Source organism: Nocardioides marinquilinus, from assembly GCF_039543705.1.
GTDB lineage: Bacteria > Actinomycetota > Actinomycetes > Propionibacteriales > Nocardioidaceae > Nocardioides > Nocardioides marinquilinus.
The window spans coordinates 843,776-864,735 of sequence record NZ_BAABKG010000001.1; the positions used below are offsets into that span (position 1 = coordinate 843,776).

Genomic DNA, 20,960 nt, shown 5'->3' on the forward strand with positions numbered 1-20,960 from the left:
CGTCCGCCCCCTGTCGGCGCCGCCCCGTAGGTTCTGCGCATGACCACCACCGCACCCGCGCCCACCGGCGTGGGGGTGTGGTCGCGGCTGGTCGGGCAGGAGGGCGTCGTCCGGCAGCTCGCCCGGGCCGTGCACGGCGACGGCATGACCCACGCGTGGCTGTTCACCGGTCCGCCGGGCTCGGGGCGCTCGAACGCCGCGATCGCCTTCGCGACGGCGCTGCAGTGCCCGCGCGGCGGTTGCGGGGAGTGCCACGAGTGCCACACCGGCCTCGCCGGCACCCACGCCGACATCGGGGTCGTGCGCACCGAGAAGCTGTCCATCGGCGTCGACGAGGTGCGCGACCTGGTGCGCCGCTCGGCGCTGTCCCCCTCCGGCCGGGGCTGGCAGGTCGTCGTCGTCGAGGACGCCGACCGCCTCACCGAGCCGGCCTGCAACGCGCTGCTCAAGGCCATCGAGGAGCCGAGCCCGCGCACCGTCTGGCTGCTGTGCGCGCCCACGGTCGACGACGTGCTGCCCACCATCCGCTCCCGCTGCCGCCTGCTCACGCTGGCCACGCCCACCACCGCCGCGGTCACCGACTTCCTGGTGCGCACCGCGGGGGTCGAGCCGGCGCTGGCCGCGCACGCCGCCCGGGCCAGCCAGGGCCACATCGGGCGGGCCCGTGCGCTCGCCACCGACGACGCCACCCGCGAGCGGCGCACCAAGGTCGTCGGCCTGCCCACGCGGCTCACCTCGCTCGGGGCCTGCATGCGCGCCGCCGCCGAGCTCGCCGAGGTCGCCAAGGCCGAGGCCGAGGCGATCACCACGACGCTCGACGCCCGCGAGAAGGCCGACCTCGACACCGCCTACGGCGTGGTCGAGCGCGGACGTCGTCCCACCGGCTACGCCCCGGCCGTCGCGGCCCTCGACCGGGCCCAGAAGACCCGCGCCAAGCGCCGCGTGCTCGACGTGGTCGACCGCGGCCTCACCGACCTCGCCTCGGTCTACCGCGACGCGATCGCCGTCGGTCTCGGCGCCGGTGTCGACCTGGTCAACGCCGAGGTCCGCGGCGACGTCGAGGAGGTCGCGCGCACCTCGAGCCCCGAGCTCAACCTGCGCCGCATCGGCTGGATCCTCGAGGCGCGCGAGCAGATGCTCGAGTTCAACGTCCCGCCGCTGTTGGCGCTGGAAGCCATGATGGTCGCGCTCAAGGTGCCCGGCTGATGCCCCGACGGAGGTAGTGGATGAACAGGCGACTGGTCGCGGTGATCGCCGTGGTGACGATCATCGTGCTGGGCGTCGGCGGCGGGGTCACGACCGCGCTGCTGGTCGGCGACGACGACGAGCCCACCGCGCAGCGCTCCGAGGGGCCGGCCGACGCCGACGCCCCCGCGGCGACGCCGTCCGACGAGCCGTCCGACGAGCCGTCGCCGAGCGACGCGGCCCCGGGCGCCCCGGCCGGCCCGGTGCCCGAGGGCCTCGACGACTTCTACACCCAGCAGATCGACTGGCAGTCGTGCGGCAGCAACGAGTGCGGCACGCTCACGGTGCCGGTCGACTACGGCGAGCCCGACGGCGAGACCATCGACCTCAACCTCGAGCGCGCCCTCGCCGGCGACCAGGCCTCGCGGGTCGGCTCGCTGGTGGTCAACCCCGGCGGCCCCGGCGCGCCCGGCACCACGATGGCCGAGCAGGCCAGCAGCTACTTCCGCCCGCAGCTGCTCGACCGCGTCGACATCGTGGCCTTCGACCCTCGCGGCACCGGTGAGTCCTCGCCGGTCGACTGCCTCTCCGACTCCGAGCTCGACGCCTTCATCGCCGCCGACCCCACGCCCGACGACGCCGCCGAGGCCGAGCAGACCGCCGAGAACCAGCAGGCGTTCTTCGAGGGCTGCGTGGCGAACTCCGGGCCGGTCGTCGGTCACGTCAGCACCGTCGAGGCGGCCCGCGACATGGACGTGCTGCGCGCCGCGCTCGGCGAGGAGAAGCTCAGCTACCTCGGCTTCTCCTACGGCACCAAGCTGGGCGCCACCTACGCCGAGCTGTTCCCCGGCAACGTCGGCCGGTTCGTGCTCGACGGCGCCATCGACCCCACGCTGAGCACCCGCGAGGACTCCCTCAGCCAGGCTGCCGGCTTCCAGACCGCCCTCAACGCCTACGTCGACAACTGCCTCGAGGGCGACTGCTTCCTCGGCGGCAGCCGCGAGGAGGCCCTCGAGACGATCCGCGGCCTGCTCGACAGCATCGAGCAGCAGCCGCTGCCCACCAGCGGCGACCGCGAGCTCGAGATCGGCAACGCGTTCTACGGCGTGGTGCTGCCGCTCTACAGCGAGGACAACTGGCCGCTGCTCGACCAGGGCCTGCAGGAGGCGCTCGACGGCAACGGCGACACCCTGCTGCTGCTGTCGGACTTCTACGGCTCGCGCGAGTCCGACGGCAGCTACGCCGACAACAGTCTCGAGGCCATCGTGGCCATCAACTGCCTCGACGACCCGAGCTTCATCGAGCCGTCCGAGGTGCCGGCCGAGCTGCCGGCCTTCCGCGAGGCCTCGCCCACCTTCGGCGACGTCTTCGCCTGGGGCCTGGTCGGCTGCCGCGGCCTGCAGGTGGAGGCCGCCGAGCCCGAGCCCGAGATCCGCGCGGAGGGCGCCGCGCCGATCGTCGTCGTGGGCACCACGCGCGACCCCGCGACCCCCTACGAGGAGGCCGTGGCCCTGGCCGAGCAGCTCGAGAGCGGCGTCCTGCTCAGCCGCGACGGCGACGGCCACACCGCTTACAACAAGGGCAACGACTGCATCGACGAGGCCGTCGAGGGCTACCTGCTCGACGGCGAGGTGCCGGCCGACGGCACCGAGTGCTGACCGCCGGGCGTGCAGCGACGCGCTAGGGCAGTCGGGCGAACCACACCAGCGACAGCGCCGCCGCGAGCAGGCCGAGCAGCAGCGAGCCGGCCACGAACCACGGCGTGATGTCGCGCTGCTCGGTGGTGTAGCCGATCGAGGACTGGATGTCGTCGTAGACCTCGTCGAGCTCGCCGGCGCTCTCGGCCTCGTAGCCGGTGCCGCCGGTGGCCTCGGCGAGGGCGGCCAGCGCCGGCTCGTCGACGGGCACGGGCACGATCTGGCCGTCGACCTCGACGGTGCCGGTGGCGGTGCCGTAGGCGATGGTCGAGATCGGGACGCCGTCCTCCTCGGCCTTGGCGGTGGCCTGGTCGACGCTGCTGCCGACGGTGTTGGTGCCGTCGCTGAGGAGCACCACGTGGGCGGGGATGGGGTCGCCGTTCTCGTCGACGGCGGCGTCGCTGCCGGCGGTCGCCTCGATCTGGGCGAGGGAGGTCAGGACGCCGTCGCCGATCGCGGTGCCCTCGTCGAGCTCGAGCCGGTCGAGGGCGTCGATGGCGGCCTGGTGGTCGGGGCTCGGCTCGGCCAGCACGGTGGCGGCGCCGGCGAAGGAGACGATGCCGACGTTGAAGCCGTCGGGCAGGCCGTCGACGAAGTCCTTGGCGGCCTCGCGGGCGGCGGTGAGCCGGTCGGGCTCGACGTCGACGGCCATCATCGACAGCGAGACGTCGACGGTGACGATCACCGTGGCGCGCTCGCGCGGCACCTGCTCGTCGACCTGGGGCCGGGCGGCCGCGACGCAGAGCGCGACGAAGGTGATCAGCAGCAGTGCGGCGGGCAGGTGCCGGCGCCACGACGGACGCCGCGGCATCACCTTCTCGAGCATCGGCAGCGCCGCGAACCGCACCGCGTAGCGGGTGCGGCGGGCCTGCATGACGACGTAGACGACGAGCAGCACGGCCACGGGGACCAGCAGCAGCAGCCACGTCGGGCTGGCCAGCGAGAGCATCGGGTTCAGGCCGTTCATGCCGGGACCCGCCGCATCGGGCGGCCGTTGACGTGGCGGGCGAGGTCGCGCACCCAGTCGCGGTCGGTGCGCAGCAGCACGTGCGCGGCGCGGGCCGAGCGCACCGCCTCGGCGGCCGCGGCGCGGTGGGCGGCGGTGGCCGCGGCGTAGCGCTCGCGCAGTCGCCGGCTGCCGGTGGCGACCTCGCGGCGGCGTCCGGTCTCGGGGTCCTCCAGCGTCACGGTGCCGACGTCGGGCAGCTCGAGCTCGCGGGGGTCGACGACCTCGACGACGAGCGTCTCGTGGGCGGCGGCCAGGCGCCGCAGCGGCGTCTCCCACGAGAACGGACGCTCGAGGCGGCCGTCGGGCTCGACGAGGTCGGTGACCACGACGCGCACGCCGGGCCGCGGACGGCGCGTGGCGAACGCCCGGAGCGCGGAGCCGAGGTCGAGGGCACCGCCGCTCGCGTGCCGCGGCGTGGACGACGGGCGCAGCGCCCGGTGCGCGGCCGCGCGCGAGAGCACCGGCGCGCTCCAGGCGAGCCCGTCGCGCGTGAGATGGGCGGTGCCCACCCGGTTGCCGGGGCCGGCGGTGAGCAGCGCGACGGCGGCGACGACGCCCGCGGCGACGTCCCGCTTCTCGAGCGCGACGGTGCCGAAGGCCATGCTGGCGGTGTCGTCGACCAGCACCCAGCTCTCGAGCTCGTGCTCGGCGAGCGGGCGCCACACGTGGGGCGTGCCCGACGCGCGGGCGGTGACGTTCCAGTCGATGCGGCGCACGTCGTCCTCGCCGGGGCGGTAGCGCACGATCTCCTCCGGCTCGGAGCCCGAGCCGAGGGTCAGGCCCCGCTTGTCGCCGTGCAGCCGGCCCGGCAGCCGGCGCCGCACGGCGAGCTCGAGGCTGGCGAAGACGGCCTCGGGGGAGGCGGTGCCGCCGAGCGGGGGCAGGTCGTCGGTCACGGGACCGGCAGGGGCTCGGTGTGCTTGCGGCCGTCGGGATCCTCGCGGCTGGCCACGCTCGGCTGCGGGACGGCGGCCACGATGTCGCGCACGATCTGGCGGGGGTCGGCGCCGTCGGCGACGGCGTCGAAGGTGAGCAGCAGGCGGTGGCTCATCACGTCGGAGGCCACCTCGGCGACGTCGGAGGGCAGCACGTAGGAGCGCCCGCGCAGCAGCGCGAGGGCCCGGCCGGCGGCCAGCATGCCGAGGGAGGCGCGCGGGCTGACGCCGAGCTCGATCTGGCCGGTGAGGTGGGCCAGGCCGTAGCGCTCGGGCGAGCGGGTCGCGATGGTCAGGTTCACCAGGTAGCTCGACACCGAGTGGTGCACGAACAGCCCGTCGGCCACCCGCTGCAGCCGCAGGACGTCGTCCGGTCCGAGCACCTGCTCGGCGACCGGCGGGTCGACCGACATCCGGTGGAGGATCTCGAACTCCTCCTGGCCGGTCGGGTAGGGCACGTCGATCTTGAGCAGGAAGCGGTCGCGCTGCGCCTCGGGCAGCCGGTAGACGCCCTCGGACTCGACCGGGTTCTGGGTGGCGAGCACCAGGAACGGGTCGGGCAGCCGGTGGCTGGTGCCGGCCACCGAGACCTGGCGCTCGGCCATCGCCTCGAGCAGCGCCGACTGCACCTTCGCCGGGGCGCGGTTGATCTCGTCGGCGAGCACCAGGTTGGCGAAGACCGGACCGAGCTCGACGTCGAAGCGCTCGCTGCTCGCGCGCCACACGCGGGTGCCGGTGATGTCGCCCGGCATCAGGTCGGGGGTGAACTGCAGCCGCGCGAAGCTGCCGCCCACGACATCGGCCAGCGTGCGCACCGCGAGCGTCTTGGCCACGCCCGGGACGCCCTCGAGCAGCAGGTGGCCGCGGGCGATCAGCCCGACGAGCATGCGCTCGACCATGGCGTCCTGGCCGACGACGACCTTCTTGACCTCGATGAGCGCCCGCTCGAGCTGGGCGGAGGCCTGGGCGACCTCCGCCTCCTGTGCCTGCGACATGCACCCACCTTGACAGACCAGGTGGAACGGCCCGGGCCGCCCGCGACGTGCCCACCGCCGGGTGATCGGCGGCAAAGGTTCTGCGGTTCGTCACCACACCCGCACGGAGACACCTACAGTCGCGACCGTGAGGCAGCAGCTGCAGAAGCTCGAGCCCGAGGACCAGGCCCTCCAGGCCCCGGTCCGCCGCGTCGCCCAGCCGCTGGTCGTCGGTGCCGCCGACGACCGGGCCGAGGTCGAGGCCGATCGCGTCGCCGACGAGGTGATCGCGCGCATCGGCGGCGAGAGCGCCGGCGCGCCCGAGGCGCACCAGCACGGTGCGGGCTGTGACCACGTGCAGCGCGTCGCCGACGGCACCGGCGCCGAGGTCGGCATGGCCGGCGGTGCGCTGTCGGACGGTCTGACCGAGCGCGTCGAGCAGGCCCGGGGTGGTGGAGCGCCGCTCGAGGCCGGCGTGCGAAGCCAGATGGAGGCCGGCTTCGGCCGGTCGCTCGCCCACGTGCGCATCCACGACGGCGCCGAGTCGGCCGACCTGAACCGCAAGGTTTCGGCCCGCGCCTTCACCGCCGGCAACGACGTCTTCTTCGGGGCCGGCGAGTACCAGCCCGGGACCCCGGGCGGGCAGCGGGTGCTCGCGCACGAGCTGGCGCACGTCGTCCAGAACGGCGGGGCGCCGACCGTCAAGCGCTGGCCCGGCGGCAAGAAGAAGGAGGCCCCGGCCGACAAGGGCGGTGGCGGCGTGGCCGTCGCCGAGCCCGTCGACGCCGAGGTGGAGCCCGTCGGGCCGAAGGCCGAGGAGGCAGCCCCGCCCGACGTGGCCGGCAACGAGGGCATCGCGCCGGTTGCCCAGGCGGCCATCGACGCCGCGGTGGCCGCGAACCCCAAGAAGTACGGCCCGCTCGAGCAGTACGTGAGTGCCCTGGTGCCCCAGGCGCAGCAGAAGGAGCTCTGCAACCTCGGCAAGGTGCGGCAGCAGAGCAAGGGCGACACCGACAAGCGAGCTGTGAAGGACCTGCTGCGGGCCTACCTGCTCTACGAGTACGTCAGCGTGCTCTTCTCCAAGCTCGGCAAGCCCCAGGCGACGACGACGAACGAGATCCGCAAGCCCACCGAGGCCGAGCGCAAGAAGTTCGACTCCCGATACTTCCCGAAGACCCTCGAGGTGCGGGACAAGTGGAAGGGCCTGCTCGACAAGGGCGCCGACAACCCCGAGACCCGTGCCTGGCTGAAGTCACAGGGCTTCGACGGCGCCGTCACCGCGCAGACCCCGACGCAGAAGGCGGCGGCAGGCGGCGGTCCGCGCCTCGACGTCCGGGCGACCTTCATCGGTGGCAACGTGCTCGGCGCACCGCGCCGCATGCACCTGTTCCTCGTCTACACCGGCGCCGACGGCGAGCTGACCTACTTCCGCGGCGGCCCGGACGAGAACGACATGACGGTGTGCGACTACGGCGACTTCCACCCGGGGATCGTCGACTGGGACCCCTCGGCGCCCAGCGTCACGGTGCTCAAGGGCGACAAGGCGCAGGCGAAGCTCGACCGGCTCGTGCAGGTCGCCCGGCAGATCGACGGCATGCAGGTGCCCTACAAGGCGGCGAAGAGGAACCTCAACGCCGGTGGCCTCGGCGGCCTCGAGGCGTTCGTCAACGGCGAGAACTGCAACGCCGTCGCGTGGACGCTGCTCAACGAGTCCGGCATCCCGACCAAGAAGCCGTCGGGCGTGCACCCGGGGTGGGGGCACAAGCTCGGCTCCTACCTCAAGCAGGGCAAGGACAAGGGCAACGAGGTCATCACCGGGCCCGAGGCCGACGGGCCCGGCGTCCCGATCACCGTCAGCGGGAAGGCGTCCGACGCGGTCCCCGGGTACGCGGACCGTGCCTTCACCGACAAGACCGGCACGATCCCCGGCGGGGTCGAGGTCAGCAAGCTCGCGGTGGACGGCAACGCCACCAAGGTCCGCTACCAGAACGTCACGTACTGGATCGACAGCAAGAAGGTCTTCCGGCCGGGCAGGCCGTTCTTCGTCGCGGGCGAGAAGGACCGTTTCTACGGTCCGCTCCGGCCGACCGACCAGTACGTCGACGCCTGGCAGCGGATCGAGGTGCTCGACCCGACCTGGAAGGTGGGGGAGGCGCGGCCGGTCGAGATCCGCGCCGTCGTCTACGGGCACACCGTCGAGGGCTTCCTCGACGGCGGGCAGATCACCGACACCGACCCGAAGATCGCGGCGGAGAAGATGGCCAAGGCCGCGGCGAAGGAGAAGGCGAAGGCCGGCGCCGGCAAGATCAAGGGTGTGCTGAAGGCCGGCTTCACGGTGCCGATGTTCGACGAGGAGGGCAACCAGCACCCGATGAAGGCAGCGAACGGCGCGGCCTACAAGCCCATCGACATCGGTTACACCGGTCGCACCAACAAGGTCGACGGCGAGCTGCTGGTCGAGTTCGACGTCTTCGGCAAGCGGGCGTGGATGCCGGCGAAGACCTGGAAGAAGCTGTTCGGCACCGACTACCCGAAGGGCTGATGATGCTGGGCGGACTGAGCTTCAGCGACCTGGACGAGGCAGATCTCGTCCGGGTCACCGACAACCACGACCGCGAGCAGGCACGGGTGACCGACCCCACGCGGATCGCGGCCGCGGCGCGCTGGCTCGACGAGCGCGCCGACCGCTTCGAGACCCCGCGCGCCGAGCCTCGGATCATGACCCTGCGGCTGAACTTCTCGCACGCCGGGTCGGCGCTGGGCTCGGTAGGCCTCGGACGCAGGTACCTCACCGCTCAGCGGTGGGGCGGCTTCTACCAGTGCGACGCGCTGCCCGACGAGCGCGCCGAGCTGATGGAGCTGCTCGGGGTCCCCGACCCCGACTGACGTCGACCGGCACGCACGGGAGGGACTTCTCGGGATGGACGACTGGGCGGCCTGGCCGGCAGCCTGCCTCGAGCGCGAGGTGCTGCGCCGGCGCACGGGCGCGAGCAGCGAGGCGGCCGATGACGCCGTCACGGCGGCCGCCGACGAGCTCGAGAAGGCGCGCTACGACGCCGGCCCGCTCGCGCGGATCGCCGATGCGGCGGGGCTCGACGAGACCGAGGTGCAGGTGCTCGCGCTCTGCGCCGCCGTCGACCTCGACGTGCGGCTGCAGGGGCTCGTGGTGGCGCTGGGTCGCGTCCAGGCCCCGACGCTGCTCGACGTGCAGCTGCTGACCGAGCTGCTCGGCGCCGACGCGGCGCGCGCCGTCTCGGCCGACGGCCGGCTCGACCGGGCCGCGCTGCTCGACGTCGAGCGCGAGGGCCCGCTCGCCACCGCCCGGGTCTCGCTGCCGCGGCGGACGGCGTGGGCGCTGCTCGGCGACCTCGCCCTCGACCCGGCGCTCGACCCGGCGTGCAGCTACCTGCCCGCGCACGGTGACGACCCGGGCCAGAGTCCGCTGACCCTGGTGCACGGCGCCGACCCGCTGCGACGGCATCAGACGGCGTCCGCGGTGACGATCGGCGAGGCGTTCGTGGCCTCGCCGGCCCCGGTCGACGACGCCGGCTGGCGCGCGCTGGTGCGCCAGGCCACGGTGGTGGGTGCCGGGCTGGTGCTCGACCTGGAGGGACCGCCGACGGCGCTCGACCGCCGGTGGGTCGAGCGGGCCGATCACCTGCCGATCGCCCTCTGCTCGGTGCAACCTCTGCCGATCTCGCAGGCGCCGCAGCGGCCGTTCGTGCAGGTCGCCGCGACGCCGGCCGACGTCACCGACGACGAGTGGGCCGAGGCCTTCCCCGGGGCGCCGGTGCCGGGACGCCGTCCGACCGCCGACCAGCTGCGCCAGGCCGTGCTGGCCCGGCAGGAGGGCGACACCCCCGAGGAGGCGGTCCGTCGCGTCGCCACAGGAGCCCTGCTCGCGCACGCCACGCGCGTCGTCCCCCGCGTCGGCTGGGACGACCTGATGCTGCCGCCGAGCCAGGAGCGCCAGCTGCACGCGCTGGTCGACCGCTACGGCCAGCGCGACCGGGTGCACCGGGAGTGGCGGATGCCGCTCTACCCCTCGCCCGGAGTGGTCGCGCTCTTCACGGGGCCCTCGGGCACCGGCAAGACGACCAGCGCGGAGGTCATCGCCGGCGAGCTCGGCATCGAGCTCTACCGCATCGACCTCTCGGCCCTGGTGAGCAAGTACATCGGCGAGACCGAGAAGAACCTCGAGGAGGTCTTCTCGGCCGCTCACACCGGCAACTACCTGCTGCTCTTCGACGAGGCCGACTCGCTGTTCGGCTCGCGCTCGAAGGTCGAGGACTCCAAGGACCGCTACGCCAACCTCGAGGTGTCCTACCTGCTGCAACGCCTCGAGACCTACGACGGCTTCACGGTGCTGACCTCGAACTTCAACGGCAACATCGACCCCGCGTTCATGCGCCGCATCCACGTCACCGTGCACTTCCCGGTGCCGAACGCCACCGAGCGCGAGCGCATCCTCGACCGCGCGCTCGCCGGCGTGCCGCGCCGCGACCTCGACCTGGGGATGGTGGCCGAGCGGTTCGACCTCACCGGTGGCTCCCTCCGCAACGTCGCGCTCACAGCCGCCTTCGCCGCGGCCGCGCCCGGCGGCTCCGGAGCCGTGGGGATGCCCGAGCTGCTGCGGGCGGTCTCGTCCGAGATGGTCAAGCTCGGACGCCGCGCGCACCGCGACGCCTTCGGCCGCTGGGCCGACGACGTCCTGCCGCCGGGGCAGTAGGGGTCAGGCGCCGTCGGCGGCCTGGCCGCCGGCCGCCTCGACGACGGCGCGCACCCGACGCGTGGCCAGCTCGATCATCAGCCGCGCGGCGGGGGAGAGGGTGGCCCCGGCGCGGTGCACGATGGCGAGGGTGTCCCACTGCCGCGGGCGCAGCGAGACCCAGCCGGCGCCCGGTGCGAGCCGCGGCACCAGCTGCACGGCGGCGCCGCGGGGGATGACGGTGTCGGCCAGCCCCATGCCGGCCAGCTCGACGGCCGTCTCGACGTCCTCGACCTCGATGCGGGTCTGCGGGTTGCGGCCGCTCTCGTGCAGCATGCGGCGCAGCACGATGCGGGTGGAGTCGACGGCGCGCCAGGTGGTCTCGGGCATCACCAGCGACGCCTCGCCCAGCCGCCGGGCGGTGATGGGCGTCTCGAGCCGTGCCGGGTCGGCGCTGACGTAGACCAGCTCGTCGCGCACGACGGGCGTGACGCTGAGGCCCTCGCTCTCGACGGCGGGGACCGCGATCATCGCGGCCTCGAGGTGCCCGCGGCGCAGCTGGTCGGCGACGTCGGTGGAGTTCTGGCCGATCAGCTCGACGCGCACGCCGGGGTGGCGCTCGAGGACGTCGGCCACCAGGCCCGCGCCGGCGTAGAGCCGCGAGGTGCCGAACATGCCGAAGCGGATGGTGCCGGTCTCGAACGACACGACGCCCTCCACCGCCCGCTTCGCCTCGTCGACCGCGCCCAGCACCCGCTCGGCGTGCGGACGCAGCGTGTCGGCCACCGTGGTGGGGACGACGCCCCGCCCGACCCGCCGGAACAGCTGGACCCCGAGCGTCTTCTCCAGCGCCTTGACCTGCTCGGAGACCGACGGCTGGGCGTAGCCGAGCTCGTCGGCCGCGGCCGTCAGCGAACCGTGCTCGTAGGTGGCGAGGAAGCACCGCAGCTGGTGGAGCGAAAGCATAGGTCGAGCCTAGGGGTTCCTTCGGAAAGAGAGGCTACCCCTGGGTCAGCCAGGTCGTCAGAATTGAGTCATGTTCACCCACGACTGCACCTCCTGCCACCAGCGGTCGCTGATCTTCCCCGGACAGGTCACCGGCCTCGACAACACCGACCACGGCATCGTCGTCCACTTCGCGTGCTGGTGTGGCTCCGCCCAGACGCTGCTCACCGGCCGCGCGGCCGCCGAGCCGCAGCGCCGCCCCGAGCCCGCCCCCGCCGCCGCCTGACCCCACCCCTCCCGCGGGTGGCCCCGCCGACTGCGCGCCCGCCGTCCCAGTTGGCTATGCTCGGCCGCGCTGCCTGCGGGCGGCAGGCCGCCTTAGCTCAGTCGGTAGAGCGATTCACTCGTAATGAATAGGTCGTCGGTTCGATTCCGACAGGCGGCTCCACGTATCACAGTCAAGTAAGCCCCGCTGGTGTTCATCTGTGATCAACCAATGGCTGACAGCCTGGCTGACTAGGCTGTCCCCCGGAGGTGGTCACAGATGGCCGACGGTCGGCGACGAAACCGGCGGGACTACGGGACCCACAGCGTCTACCAGCGCGCCGACGGCCGCTGGTACGCAGCGATCGACCTCGGGCTGACCGAGCGCGGCACCCGCCGGCGCATTACGGTCAGCGCCAAGACCGAGCCCGCCGTCAAGGTCCGCCTCCGCGAGCGCCTGCGCGAGCTCGACGAGATGGGCGACACCGACCTCTCCACGCGGACCACGGTCAAGCAGTGGGCCGACCAGTGGCTGCCGCTCGTCGAGCGCACGCTCCGACCGCAGCCCTACATCGCCAGCCGGTCCGCCGTCCGTCGCTGGATCGTGCCAACCATCGGCCACAAGCAGCTGGTGAAGCTCACGCCCCGGGACATCCGCGCCGTCGCCGACGCCCAGCGCGCCGCCGGCCTGACGACGTCGACGCAGCGCCGCACCCACTCCGTCCTGCGCACCCTGCTCACCGACGCCCAGCAGGAGGGCTACGCCATCCCGCCGCGGGTCCTCGCCGTCAAGGCGCCCGACAAGGCCGTGAGCGGCCGCACGGATGTGCCTGTCGAGCTCGCCATCCGGCTCCTCGGCATCGCGGCCGAGCTGCCCCACGGCTCCCGCTGGGCCGCAGCCCTCCTCCAGGGCATGCGCCAGGGCGAGTGCCTCGGCCTCACCTGGGACCAGGTCGACCTCGAGCGCGGCCTGCTCGTCATCTCGTGGCAGCTGCAGCCGCTGCCGTACCGCGTCGCTCGTGACCGCTCGTCGGGGTTCCGCGTGCCCGACGGCTACGAGGCCAGGCAGCTGCACGGCCGCCTCCACCTGGTCCGCCCCAAGACGAAGGCCGGCTGGCGCGTCATTCCGCTCGTGCCCTGGATGCGCTCGGCCCTTCTCGCCTGGCGCGAGATCGCGCCCGAGAACCCCGCTGGCCTCGTCTGGCCCACGGCCGCCGGCACGCCCACGCTCGCCAAGAACGACGACGAGGAGTGGTACGCCCTGCAGACCACTGCGGGGGAGGGGCACCCCGACGGCCGGTTCTACTCGATCCACGAGGCCCGGCACGCCACCGCGACGCTGCTCCTCGAGGCCGGCGTCGACCCGACCGTCATCACCGCCATCCTCGGCCACTCGTCAATCGTGACGAGCCGGGGCTACATGCACGTCCGCGTCGCGCCGCTCGCCGACGCCATGGGCAAGGTCGCCGACCGGCTTGCCCTCGGTGCCTAGTCGGCGACCAACGAAGATGCGACTTGCGCGCGACACTAAGCCGGGTGGGCAACTACGGTCGCAGGCGTGAGTGCGGCAGCGCCCCTACTGCGGGCATACATCGACGAGACCGGTGACCGCGGCGTCAGCGGCAAGTCGTCGCCGTACTTCGCGTTCGCCTGCGTCCTCGTCGGTGATGAGGATGAAGCGCCCATGCGCGCCGCCCTGAGCCAGTTGCGACGGGATCTCAACGTGCCCGTCGGCCGGCCGTTGCACTGGAAGGATCACGTGAAGACCTTCAGTCGCCGTCAGCACGTGACGGACGTACTGACGGCCGTCCCGCGCATCCGGCTGAACTACGTCGTGGTCGAGAAGGCCGCGATCCCTGCCGGGGCCGGGATGCGAACAGACCAAGCGGTCTTCTACAACTTCGCCGCGGCGCTCTGCATGGAGCGCATCCTGCTGGCCGCGGGCGGTTGGCCGGGAGGCCAGCGCGACGTCGTCGTGCGCTTCGGTCACGTGCGGGGTTTCAACCATCAGACCACTCGCGACTACCTCGACCATCGAGCGCGCAGGCAAGACCCCAGCTGGGTGCCCTGGCGCCTTCGCCGGGGCGACGTGCACTTCAACGATCAGACCAGCTTCGACGGCCTGCAATGTGCTGACGCCTTCGCTGGCATGCTGAGCGCCGCCCTGCGGCCGGACCAGTTCGGCAACTACGAGCCACACCACCTAGTCAGGACCCGGCCGCTGATCCGCGAGTACCGAGGCCGGTGCTGGGGCACGGGGTTCAAGTGGCTTGGCAACGAGGCCACGATCCGCGGCATGCCGTGGTGGCCTGAGATGAACATCTGACACGCAAAGAAGCGACCGCCCGGGGGGCCCGGGGGCGCCGCATCCGACTAGAGCCGGAAGGGTCTGGCAGCAGACCAAGCGCGATCCCCGCGACCTCCACGGTGGTCGCTTCCTTGCTTGAGCAAACCATACGCATAAGACATTCCCAGAGCGATCCGCCGCACGCATTCGCGATGTGATCCGTTGGCGTGAGAAGCGCGGCGATCTAGCGAGTGATTGAACGGCCGGACGCTGAGCGTCTAGCGCGGCTCGAGGTCGTCAGGGTCGTCCGGCGGCGGCTCCCCGGCCGCGCCTGCCTCGCGTCGGCGTCTTTGACCGGTGCTCTCGACGCCGACGTCGCGCGCCGCCTCGTCGAGGCCATCACCCCGGTAGAAACCCGGTGGCTCGTCGTCCCCTGCCTCATGCGGCACCAGGTCCAAGTCGTCCACCCAGGCCAGGTCCATGGCGGGCCGCGGCGGTCGCGGAGGGTCCTGACGCTCGATTGCGTCGTCCGCGCGGCGCTGCACACGCGAGAGGTCGAGCAGCAGGTCTGTCAGCGCGGCGCTGCCGTCCGGCGTGGAGGCGGTCAGGGTGATGCCCGCCGAGACCATGATGTCGACCAGGTCCATGGTGACCCTGCGGACGATCGTCGGGTTGGCGTCCAGGTCGAGAGCACCATCGGCCACCCTCGGCCAGCCCGCGATGTGGTCCCGGAGGGCGAGCAACTTGGCGATAGCTGCGGTGTCACCACCCTGCATGCGCTGGTAGGTCATCGACGCACGTGACTCCCAGTACGCCTGGCTGCGCTCGATCTCCTCGGCGCCCTGCGCGTTCAGCTGAGCAACCTCAAGGGCCTCCCCTTGGCGCAAGCGGTCGAGGGCGTCGAGCTGCCACTGCAGTGCCATGGCAATGCGAGCGCGGCTCGATCTCTGTGGCCACCGCTTGCCGCTCAGGAAGTCGTTGACGGTCTTGGGATCGACCTGTGCCGCTCCGGCGAGCTGGGTGTTGGTCATCTGCAGCTCGGCCAGACGGAGCTTGACGGCTTGGCGTGCTCGCTCGGCGCCTGATTCTTCACTCACGTTCCGCATCGTTCCCGGAAACTCTAGGGAACAGCAACCCGCCACGAGGCGGGACGACGTCCCGTCAAAGTGGGAATACGCGGGTGGAACTACCTGGATGTTGTTCCCGCCTGACCTGCGGCGACGGTCATTTGTTGGCCCTGTTCCCCGAAGGTTCCTTGCTTTGTTCCCCTATGTTCCCTAACCTTCCGGTGTGCCCAGACGGACGACGGCCCCGGCGGAACACGGTGAGCGGCAGCGCATCGGCGCGACGATCCGCCAGCTCCGTGAGATGCGCGGCTTCAAGCCCGACCAGTTCGCCTCCGAGATCGGCATCAGCCGGCCCTACCTCGCCAACATCGAGGCCGGCCGCAAGCCGCTGACCGAGGTGCTGCTCGCCCGGATCAGCGGTGTGCTGATGGTGGCGCCGCTGGTAATCGTCCGACCCGACTACTTCGAGCCCGACCTGGTGCCGGCGTGAGCGCGCAGACGTCGACGCTCCCGGAGCGCGAGTGGCTGACCGTCCACGAGGCCGCTGCGTGGACCGGGCTCTCGGTGTCCAGTGTTCGGCGCGCGAAGCACGCCGGACTCGTGCGCGCCAAGAAGACCGCCGCGCGCGGTGGCCGAGAGCTCTTCGCGGTCAGCGACCTGCGCCGCTGGATCAACGGCATGGAGGACGCCTGAGCGTCCGGACAAAGAGCAACCCCCGACTGGCGGGCCATGCCGGTCGGGGGCGGTGAAGAACAACTACGAGAGGAACCATACCCATGAGCGCCGACACAACGACAGACCCGGACGCCGTGGACGTCGTCCCGGCCGCGATCACCCGCGCCGACCAGGCCGCCTGGGAGGCTCCGCCCCTCCGGCCGACCTTCGTGGACTACGACGGCCGGGCGCCGCAGGTCATGCCGTGCCCCGACTGGTGCGCCCAGAAGGACTCGACCCACCGGGCCGGCCTGCTCGCCGAGGGTGGGCGACTGCACCGCGGCCACTTCCTCCGCGTCATGACCACGATCGCCAACGGCTACTACGACGACGCGTTCCCCGAGGAGGGGGAGGGGGAGGCCGACGAGGGCGTCCGCGCCGCGCACCTGCGCGTGGCCCTGGTCTGCGGGTGGCGTGACAGCACGCCCCGCATCCGGATCGAGAAGCTCGAGGGCAAGCGTGACGAACGCGGCAACAGCGTCCCGACCGTCACGCAGTGCGCCACGCTCTACGCCGACGAGGCCCGTGAGCTGATCGCCGTCCTGCAGCACCTGCTCAAGGTCGGGCTCGACTGATGCCCACCCAGCGCATCGACCGGTTCACGGTCAGCGCCGCCCCCGAGACCCAGGACGACGAGCTCGACACCACCGGCCAGCACGCCGACAACCTCGTCTGGCGCGACTACGAGTTGCCGAACGCCACCGGCGGGGGTGACGACGGCAAGATCCTGATCCGCCTCGGCGTCGACGCGGGCGAGCACGACATCGTCTTCCACGACCTTGGCGCCACCGACCATCTTGCCGCCCTCGGTCGCGCGATCGACAGCCTCGCCCGGATCCGCGCGCACCTGCAGACGATGTACGGCGGCCGGGGGTCCTTCGGCAGGTGCCTCGCCTACGACGCGCGCGGCGAGCGATGCCTCGCCGGCGTCAGCGACCCCCACCGCTTCCCCGTCGAGACCTCGGACGCCGCCTGATGGGCCGCAGCGAAGGGGCGGCCGCGTTCGCCCGACTCCGGGAGCGCCTCGTGGAGGCCGGCCACGCCGAGGTCTGGTCGACCGCCGGCATCGTCGCCGAGTGGCTGGCTGACGAGCGCGACCAGCGCCGATCGTCGGACCAGGACGAGACCACCGCCAAGGCCCCGACATCCGGTGACACCGACCGCACGCTCATGCTCGCCGGCAAGGCCGTGCACGCCGCCCGCTGGCACGACGCGGACGGAGGCTGCGACGACCCGTCGGGCTGCGGTGCGTCCGTTGACGACGAGAAGGCCGCTCGAGCCGTGCTTGACGTGCTGCAGGACCCGCTCATCGAGGTCGACGCCGCAGTGGGCTGGTCGTTCCGGGTCTCGCCAATCGCGGAGGGCTTGAAGGCGATCGAGACACGCGCCCTGGCGGTTCACCCGAGACTAGGCGCGGTCTGCGGCCGGCCGATGAGCACCGACCCGGCAGACGATGACGTCTGCCTGCTGGCGCCCGACCACAGCGGAAACTGCTCGTGAGCGGCCCCGAGCCCACCGTGGCGCAGGTGCGCGGCGCCCTCGCCCGAAACCTCGGCCTCGACCCCGGCGCCGACGACCCGGTGGACGCCGCGCTCGTCGAGCACCACCTCGAAGCCATCAGCACCCTGATGATCGAGCGCGGTGAGTCGCCGTTCGTCCGCCAGGTCGGCACCACCATCGCCGATGTCGCCCGCGAACACACGCCGTTCACCGGGTCCTGCAAGGCCGGCACGCACGTCGACGACTCCCGCCCCTGCGATGAGTTCGAGCGGGCGCTCTGCCTGGCGCTCAGCTGGCTTCGGTCGAGCGTCGTGTTCACACCCCCGGGCCCACAGACCCGCTGGCCGGAGTCCCCGCTTCACCGCGCGGTCCTGCTGCGCCTCGTAGCCGAGCGCAGCCTCGACCGCGTTGACCCGACCGGCTGGCTCGCAGCCCAACTGCGCGACTTCGCCGACCTGCTCATCGTCGCCGAGACCCACGAGTGGTTCGGCACCAAGGAGGACGCCGGCCAGTGACGCCAACGCTGCTCGACACCGCGCTCGCGCTGCACCGCGCCGGATGCTCCGTCGTCCCCGTCAGGGCCGACGGATCCAAGGCGCCCGCCGTCCACTGGAAGGAGCTGCAGGCATCCCGCCCCACGGTCGACCAGCTCGAGACGTGGTTCGCCGCCCCGAGCACCTACGACGGCCTCGGTGTCGTCACCGGCGCCGTCTCCTCGAACCTCGAGATGCTCGAACTCGAAGGCCGCGCCGTCGACCTGGCCGAATCGCTCGTGAAGCTCATGGCCGACAACGGCGCGGCCGAGCTCTGGCAGCGGCTCTGCAACGGATACCTCGAGGTGTCGCCGTCGGGCGGCTTCCACTGGGTCTACCGCGTCCTCGGCGACGCGAAGCCCAACACCAAGCTGGCCCGACGGCCAGCCACCGCCGACGAGCTCGACGCGTTCAAGTCCACCGAGCGCGCGAAGGCCGAGCAGACGCTCGCCGGCGACAAGCTCGAGCGCCGGCTGGAGAAGATCGCCGAGACGACGCCCGAGCAGGTCCCGCAGGTACTCATCGAGACCCGCGGCGAGGGAGGGTTCACCGTCGTCGCTCCGTCGTCCGGCCGGACGCACCCGACCGGCAAGGCGTGGCAGCTGATCCACGGCGGACCCTCGACGATCCCCGACGTCACGGTCGAGGAGCGGGACCTGCTGCACGCCATCACCGGGATGCTCGACGCGATGCCCGCGGCGGTGCCGGCCACCACGGCGCCGCGGCGGGGCGCGCCCACGTTCGACGGCCGCGGCGGCGCCACGACCAGCGCGCGCCCGGGCGACGACTTCAACGCCCGCACGACATGGGACCAGATCCTCACGCCTCACGGCTGGACGAAGGCCGGCAGTCTCCGTCCCGGTGAGCTCGCCTGGGTGCGCCCCGGCAAGAACCCCACGGACGGGATCTCGGCCACCACCGGGCTCAACGACGGCGACAACCTCTACGTGTTCTCGACTTCCACCGAGTTCGAGACCGACGTCCCCTACACGAAGTTCGCCGCCTACGCCCTGCTCGAGCACCGCGGCGACTACAGCGCCGCCGCCCGCTACCTCCGGGCGCGCGGCTACGGCGGCCAGGACGAGTGGGCCGCCTTCGGGCTCGCCTCGCCCACCGTGCTTACCACCCCGGGGCGGGACGACGGCGGTACGCCGCCCGACGGGCCCGCCGGCGAGCAGACCCAGGACCCGCCGCCGAGGCCGCCGATCGAGGTGACCAACCCCGCCATCGCCGCCGCCCAGCTGCGCGACCTGCTCGGCACCGGCCGGCTCGCCGGCATGTTCCGACGTGGCGACGATCTGGTCTACACGGCCCGTGTCGGCGAGGCCGGCTACGTCGCACCACCCGCCGGCGACGACGGGATCGCCCAGGTCCGCACCGTGCGCGACCCCCGCGTCCTCGCCAGCCACGTCGACCTCGCCTACAACGTCTTCCGGATGACGGGCCGAGCCGATGCCAAGGTGCCCACGGCCGCGCTCTTCCCAACCGAGGCGGCGCGAGCCGCCACCAACGTGCCCCACCAGATGCCGAACCTGCAGCAGCTCGACGGCGTCACCCACTCGCCGATCCTCCGCGTCGACGGCACCCTGCTCGAGCACCCCGGCTACGACCCCGCCACCAAGCTGCTCCACCTGCCCGAGCCCGGCCTCGTCGTCCCGCCCGTCGCCGAGCAGCCCGCGGCCGCCGACCTCGCGGCGGCCGCGGCGCTGCTCGCCGAGATGACCGCCGGCTTCGACTTCGTCACGCCCCACGACCGCGCCAACTACTACGGGCTCCTCCTCACGCCGCTGCTGCGGCTGATGACGCCCCCGCCCTACAAGCTCGGCGCGATCAGCTCCCCCTCCCCGGGGTCCGGCAAGTCGCTGCTCGCCACGCTCGCCCGCATCATCCACGGCGGCGTCTTCCGTGCCGAGCTGCCAATCGAGGACGAGCTGCGCAAGCAGGTCACCTCGATGCTCACCATGACGACCGGGCCGATCATCCACTTCGACAACCTCAGCGGCGTCCTGCGCTCGTCGACGCTCGCCGGCCTGCTGACCTCCAACACCTGGGGCGACCGGCCCCTCGGCTCCACCGAATGGGTCGGCACGCCAAACGACCGGCTCTGGCTCGTCACCGGCAACAACATCGCCCTGGGCGGCGACCTCGTCCGCCGCACCGTCTGGGTCACTATCGACCCCGGCGTCCCCAACCCCGAGCGCCGCACCCACTTCGCGATCACCGACCTCAAGCGGTGGGCGACCGACCGCCGCGGCGACCTCCTGCACGCGCTGCTCACGGTCGTGCGCTCCTGGGTCGTCGCCGGCAGGCCATTACCCGTGGCCACCGCCAGCGACGACTACGCGTCCTGGTCGCGCACGATCAACGGCATCCTGGCCCACGCCGGCATCGATGGGGTGTTCGGCCACGAGGACTCCGCGCCCGAGGCGCTCGGGGTCGACGACGACGAGTGGGTCGACTTCCTCGACGCCGTCCACGACACCTTCGGGTTGCAGCCCTGGACCGTCGCCGAGCTGCTCGACAAGGTCGACACCGGCGTCCGCTACGACGGCTGGCCCACCAGCAACCTGCCCACCGGCGCCAGGCCCATCGCCGTCGACACGCTGCCCGTCGACCTGGCCACCAGGGCCCGCCGCGACGGCCTGCCCACCATCAACCGGTCCCTGGGCAACTACCTCAAGAACCGGCGCGGACGCTGGGCCGGCGACTACGCCGTCCAGCAGGTCGACCGGACGTCGCGCTCGAAGAAGTCCGCCAGGTGGCAACTCATCTCACGACTGACCCCCGCAGACCCCCAGACCCCCGCATCGAGGGGGGATAGGGGGTCCGAGGGGTCTGGCTACATACCTACGCGGAGCGAGAACACCGGTGAAGTCCAAATGAATGGGCTGAATCTGACCCCCGCAGACCCTCTTGCCCCCCCGAGCACGTGCGGGGCCTGCGGCGCCGCGCCGGCCACCAGCTCGTCGCTCTACTGCGACCACTGCCTCAACGTCCTGCGCCGCGCGAGCGGCGTCGCCGAGCGGCCGACTGGGAGCGACGGATGATGCCCGGCCCGATCGACCTCGACGAGTGGGACGTCCCGCTGCTGCTCGCAACCGGCATCGACGTCGGCCTGGCCATCACCATCCTCAGCGAGGGT

At 72.4% G+C, this 20,960-nt stretch carries 20 protein-coding genes and 1 tRNA gene; 16 read left to right on the forward strand and 5 right to left on the reverse strand.

Annotation, left to right across the window (positions count from 1 at the left end; all coding sequences use genetic code 11):
- Window positions 1-39 precede the first annotated feature (39 nt).
- Complete coding sequence (locus ABEA04_RS04075; protein ID WP_345454781.1) at window positions 40-1,206, forward strand: DNA polymerase III subunit delta'; 1,167 nt, start codon at window positions 40-42, stop codon at window positions 1,204-1,206.
- A 20-nt stretch (window positions 1,207-1,226) separates the two neighbouring features.
- The gene (locus ABEA04_RS04080; RefSeq protein ID WP_345454783.1) at window positions 1,227-2,843 is read left to right on the forward strand and encodes an alpha/beta hydrolase; all 1,617 of its coding nucleotides are present in this window, start codon (window positions 1,227-1,229) and stop codon (window positions 2,841-2,843) included.
- Window positions 2,844-2,865: 22 nt separating this feature from the next.
- Here the strand turns inward: ABEA04_RS04080 and ABEA04_RS04085 are convergent, their stop codons facing one another.
- The 3 genes from ABEA04_RS04085 to ABEA04_RS04095 are packed head-to-tail and all read right to left on the reverse strand — an operon-like array spanning window position 2,866 to window position 5,821.
- Window positions 2,866-3,849 carry a VWA domain-containing protein gene (locus ABEA04_RS04085; protein WP_345454785.1) on the reverse strand — a complete coding sequence of 328 codons (984 nt, stop codon included), beginning with the start codon at window positions 3,847-3,849 and terminating at the stop codon, window positions 2,866-2,868.
- Window positions 3,846-4,787 carry a DUF58 domain-containing protein gene (locus ABEA04_RS04090; protein WP_345454787.1) on the reverse strand — a complete coding sequence of 314 codons (942 nt, stop codon included), beginning with the start codon at window positions 4,785-4,787 and terminating at the stop codon, window positions 3,846-3,848. The genes ABEA04_RS04085 and ABEA04_RS04090 overlap by 4 nt, the downstream gene beginning before the upstream one ends.
- Window positions 4,784-5,821 (reverse strand): AAA family ATPase, encoded by a 1,038-nt coding sequence (locus ABEA04_RS04095; RefSeq protein WP_345454789.1) that lies wholly within the window; start codon window positions 5,819-5,821, stop codon window positions 4,784-4,786. Before ABEA04_RS04095 ends, ABEA04_RS04090 begins: the two co-directional genes overlap by 4 nt.
- Before the next feature lie 127 nt (window positions 5,822-5,948).
- Here ABEA04_RS04095 and ABEA04_RS04100 point away from each other — a divergent pair, with 127 nt between their 5' ends.
- From ABEA04_RS04100 to ABEA04_RS04110, 3 genes are read left to right on the forward strand one after another with little or no spacing between them, the layout of a single operon-like run.
- On the forward strand, window positions 5,949-8,342 hold the full coding sequence (locus ABEA04_RS04100; RefSeq protein ID WP_345454791.1) for an eCIS core domain-containing protein: 2,394 nt from the start codon (window positions 5,949-5,951) through the stop codon (window positions 8,340-8,342).
- Window positions 8,342-8,686, forward strand: coding sequence for a hypothetical protein (locus ABEA04_RS04105; RefSeq protein ID WP_345454793.1), 345 nt, complete (start codon window positions 8,342-8,344; stop codon window positions 8,684-8,686). Before ABEA04_RS04100 ends, ABEA04_RS04105 begins: the two co-directional genes overlap by 1 nt.
- A 34-nt stretch (window positions 8,687-8,720) precedes the next feature.
- Window positions 8,721-10,529, forward strand: a complete 1,809-nt coding sequence (locus ABEA04_RS04110) for an ATP-binding protein (protein ID WP_345454795.1) — start codon at window positions 8,721-8,723, stop codon at window positions 10,527-10,529.
- Window positions 10,530-10,532: 3 nt separating this feature from the next.
- On the opposite strand, the gene ABEA04_RS04115 is transcribed toward ABEA04_RS04110, so the two are convergent.
- Window positions 10,533-11,474 (reverse strand): LysR family transcriptional regulator, encoded by a 942-nt coding sequence (locus ABEA04_RS04115; protein WP_345454797.1) that lies wholly within the window; start codon window positions 11,472-11,474, stop codon window positions 10,533-10,535.
- 70 nt (window positions 11,475-11,544) lie between these two features.
- Between ABEA04_RS04115 and ABEA04_RS04120 the strand changes: the two genes are divergently transcribed.
- The 4 genes from ABEA04_RS04120 to ABEA04_RS04135 all read left to right on the forward strand — a co-directional run bounded on the left by ABEA04_RS04120 (window position 11,545) and on the right by ABEA04_RS04135 (window position 14,043).
- Window positions 11,545-11,739 (forward strand): hypothetical protein, encoded by a 195-nt coding sequence (locus ABEA04_RS04120; protein WP_345454799.1) that lies wholly within the window; start codon window positions 11,545-11,547, stop codon window positions 11,737-11,739.
- Between the two features lie 86 nt (window positions 11,740-11,825).
- Window positions 11,826-11,901 (forward strand) — tRNA-Thr (locus tag ABEA04_RS04125).
- 96 nt (window positions 11,902-11,997) lie between these two features.
- The gene (locus ABEA04_RS04130) at window positions 11,998-13,209 is read left to right on the forward strand and encodes a tyrosine-type recombinase/integrase (RefSeq protein WP_345454801.1); all 1,212 of its coding nucleotides are present in this window, start codon (window positions 11,998-12,000) and stop codon (window positions 13,207-13,209) included.
- A gap of 66 nt (window positions 13,210-13,275) precedes the next feature.
- Window positions 13,276-14,043 carry a DUF3800 domain-containing protein gene (locus ABEA04_RS04135; protein WP_345454803.1) on the forward strand — a complete coding sequence of 256 codons (768 nt, stop codon included), beginning with the start codon at window positions 13,276-13,278 and terminating at the stop codon, window positions 14,041-14,043.
- A 239-nt stretch (window positions 14,044-14,282) separates the two neighbouring features.
- On the opposite strand, the gene ABEA04_RS04140 is transcribed toward ABEA04_RS04135, so the two are convergent.
- The gene (locus ABEA04_RS04140; RefSeq protein ID WP_345454805.1) at window positions 14,283-15,101 is read right to left on the reverse strand and encodes a hypothetical protein; all 819 of its coding nucleotides are present in this window, start codon (window positions 15,099-15,101) and stop codon (window positions 14,283-14,285) included.
- Between the two features lie 193 nt (window positions 15,102-15,294).
- Here ABEA04_RS04140 and ABEA04_RS04145 point away from each other — a divergent pair, with 193 nt between their 5' ends.
- From ABEA04_RS04145 to ABEA04_RS04175, 7 genes are all read left to right on the forward strand, one after another.
- Window positions 15,295-15,561, forward strand: coding sequence for a helix-turn-helix domain-containing protein (locus ABEA04_RS04145; RefSeq protein ID WP_345454807.1), 267 nt, complete (start codon window positions 15,295-15,297; stop codon window positions 15,559-15,561).
- Window positions 15,558-15,764, forward strand: a complete 207-nt coding sequence (locus ABEA04_RS04150; RefSeq protein ID WP_345454809.1) for a hypothetical protein — start codon at window positions 15,558-15,560, stop codon at window positions 15,762-15,764. Before ABEA04_RS04145 ends, ABEA04_RS04150 begins: the two co-directional genes overlap by 4 nt.
- 83 nt (window positions 15,765-15,847) lie before the next feature.
- On the forward strand, window positions 15,848-16,360 hold the full coding sequence (locus tag ABEA04_RS04155; RefSeq protein ID WP_345454813.1) for a hypothetical protein: 513 nt from the start codon (window positions 15,848-15,850) through the stop codon (window positions 16,358-16,360).
- Window positions 16,360-16,761: a hypothetical protein gene (locus ABEA04_RS04160; protein WP_345454815.1), complete on the forward strand. Its 402-nt coding sequence runs from the start codon at window positions 16,360-16,362 to the stop codon at window positions 16,759-16,761. Before ABEA04_RS04155 ends, ABEA04_RS04160 begins: the two co-directional genes overlap by 1 nt.
- Complete coding sequence (locus tag ABEA04_RS04165) at window positions 16,761-17,285, forward strand: hypothetical protein (protein ID WP_345454817.1); 525 nt, start codon at window positions 16,761-16,763, stop codon at window positions 17,283-17,285. The genes ABEA04_RS04160 and ABEA04_RS04165 overlap by 1 nt, the downstream gene beginning before the upstream one ends.
- Window positions 17,286-17,311: 26 nt before the next feature.
- Window positions 17,312-17,800 carry a hypothetical protein gene (locus ABEA04_RS04170; protein WP_345454819.1) on the forward strand — a complete coding sequence of 163 codons (489 nt, stop codon included), beginning with the start codon at window positions 17,312-17,314 and terminating at the stop codon, window positions 17,798-17,800.
- A complete protein-coding gene (locus ABEA04_RS04175; RefSeq protein ID WP_345454821.1) occupies window positions 17,797-20,865 on the forward strand; it encodes a bifunctional DNA primase/polymerase in 3,069 nt (1,022 codons plus the stop codon). Before ABEA04_RS04170 ends, ABEA04_RS04175 begins: the two co-directional genes overlap by 4 nt.
- Window positions 20,866-20,960 lie beyond the last annotated feature (95 nt).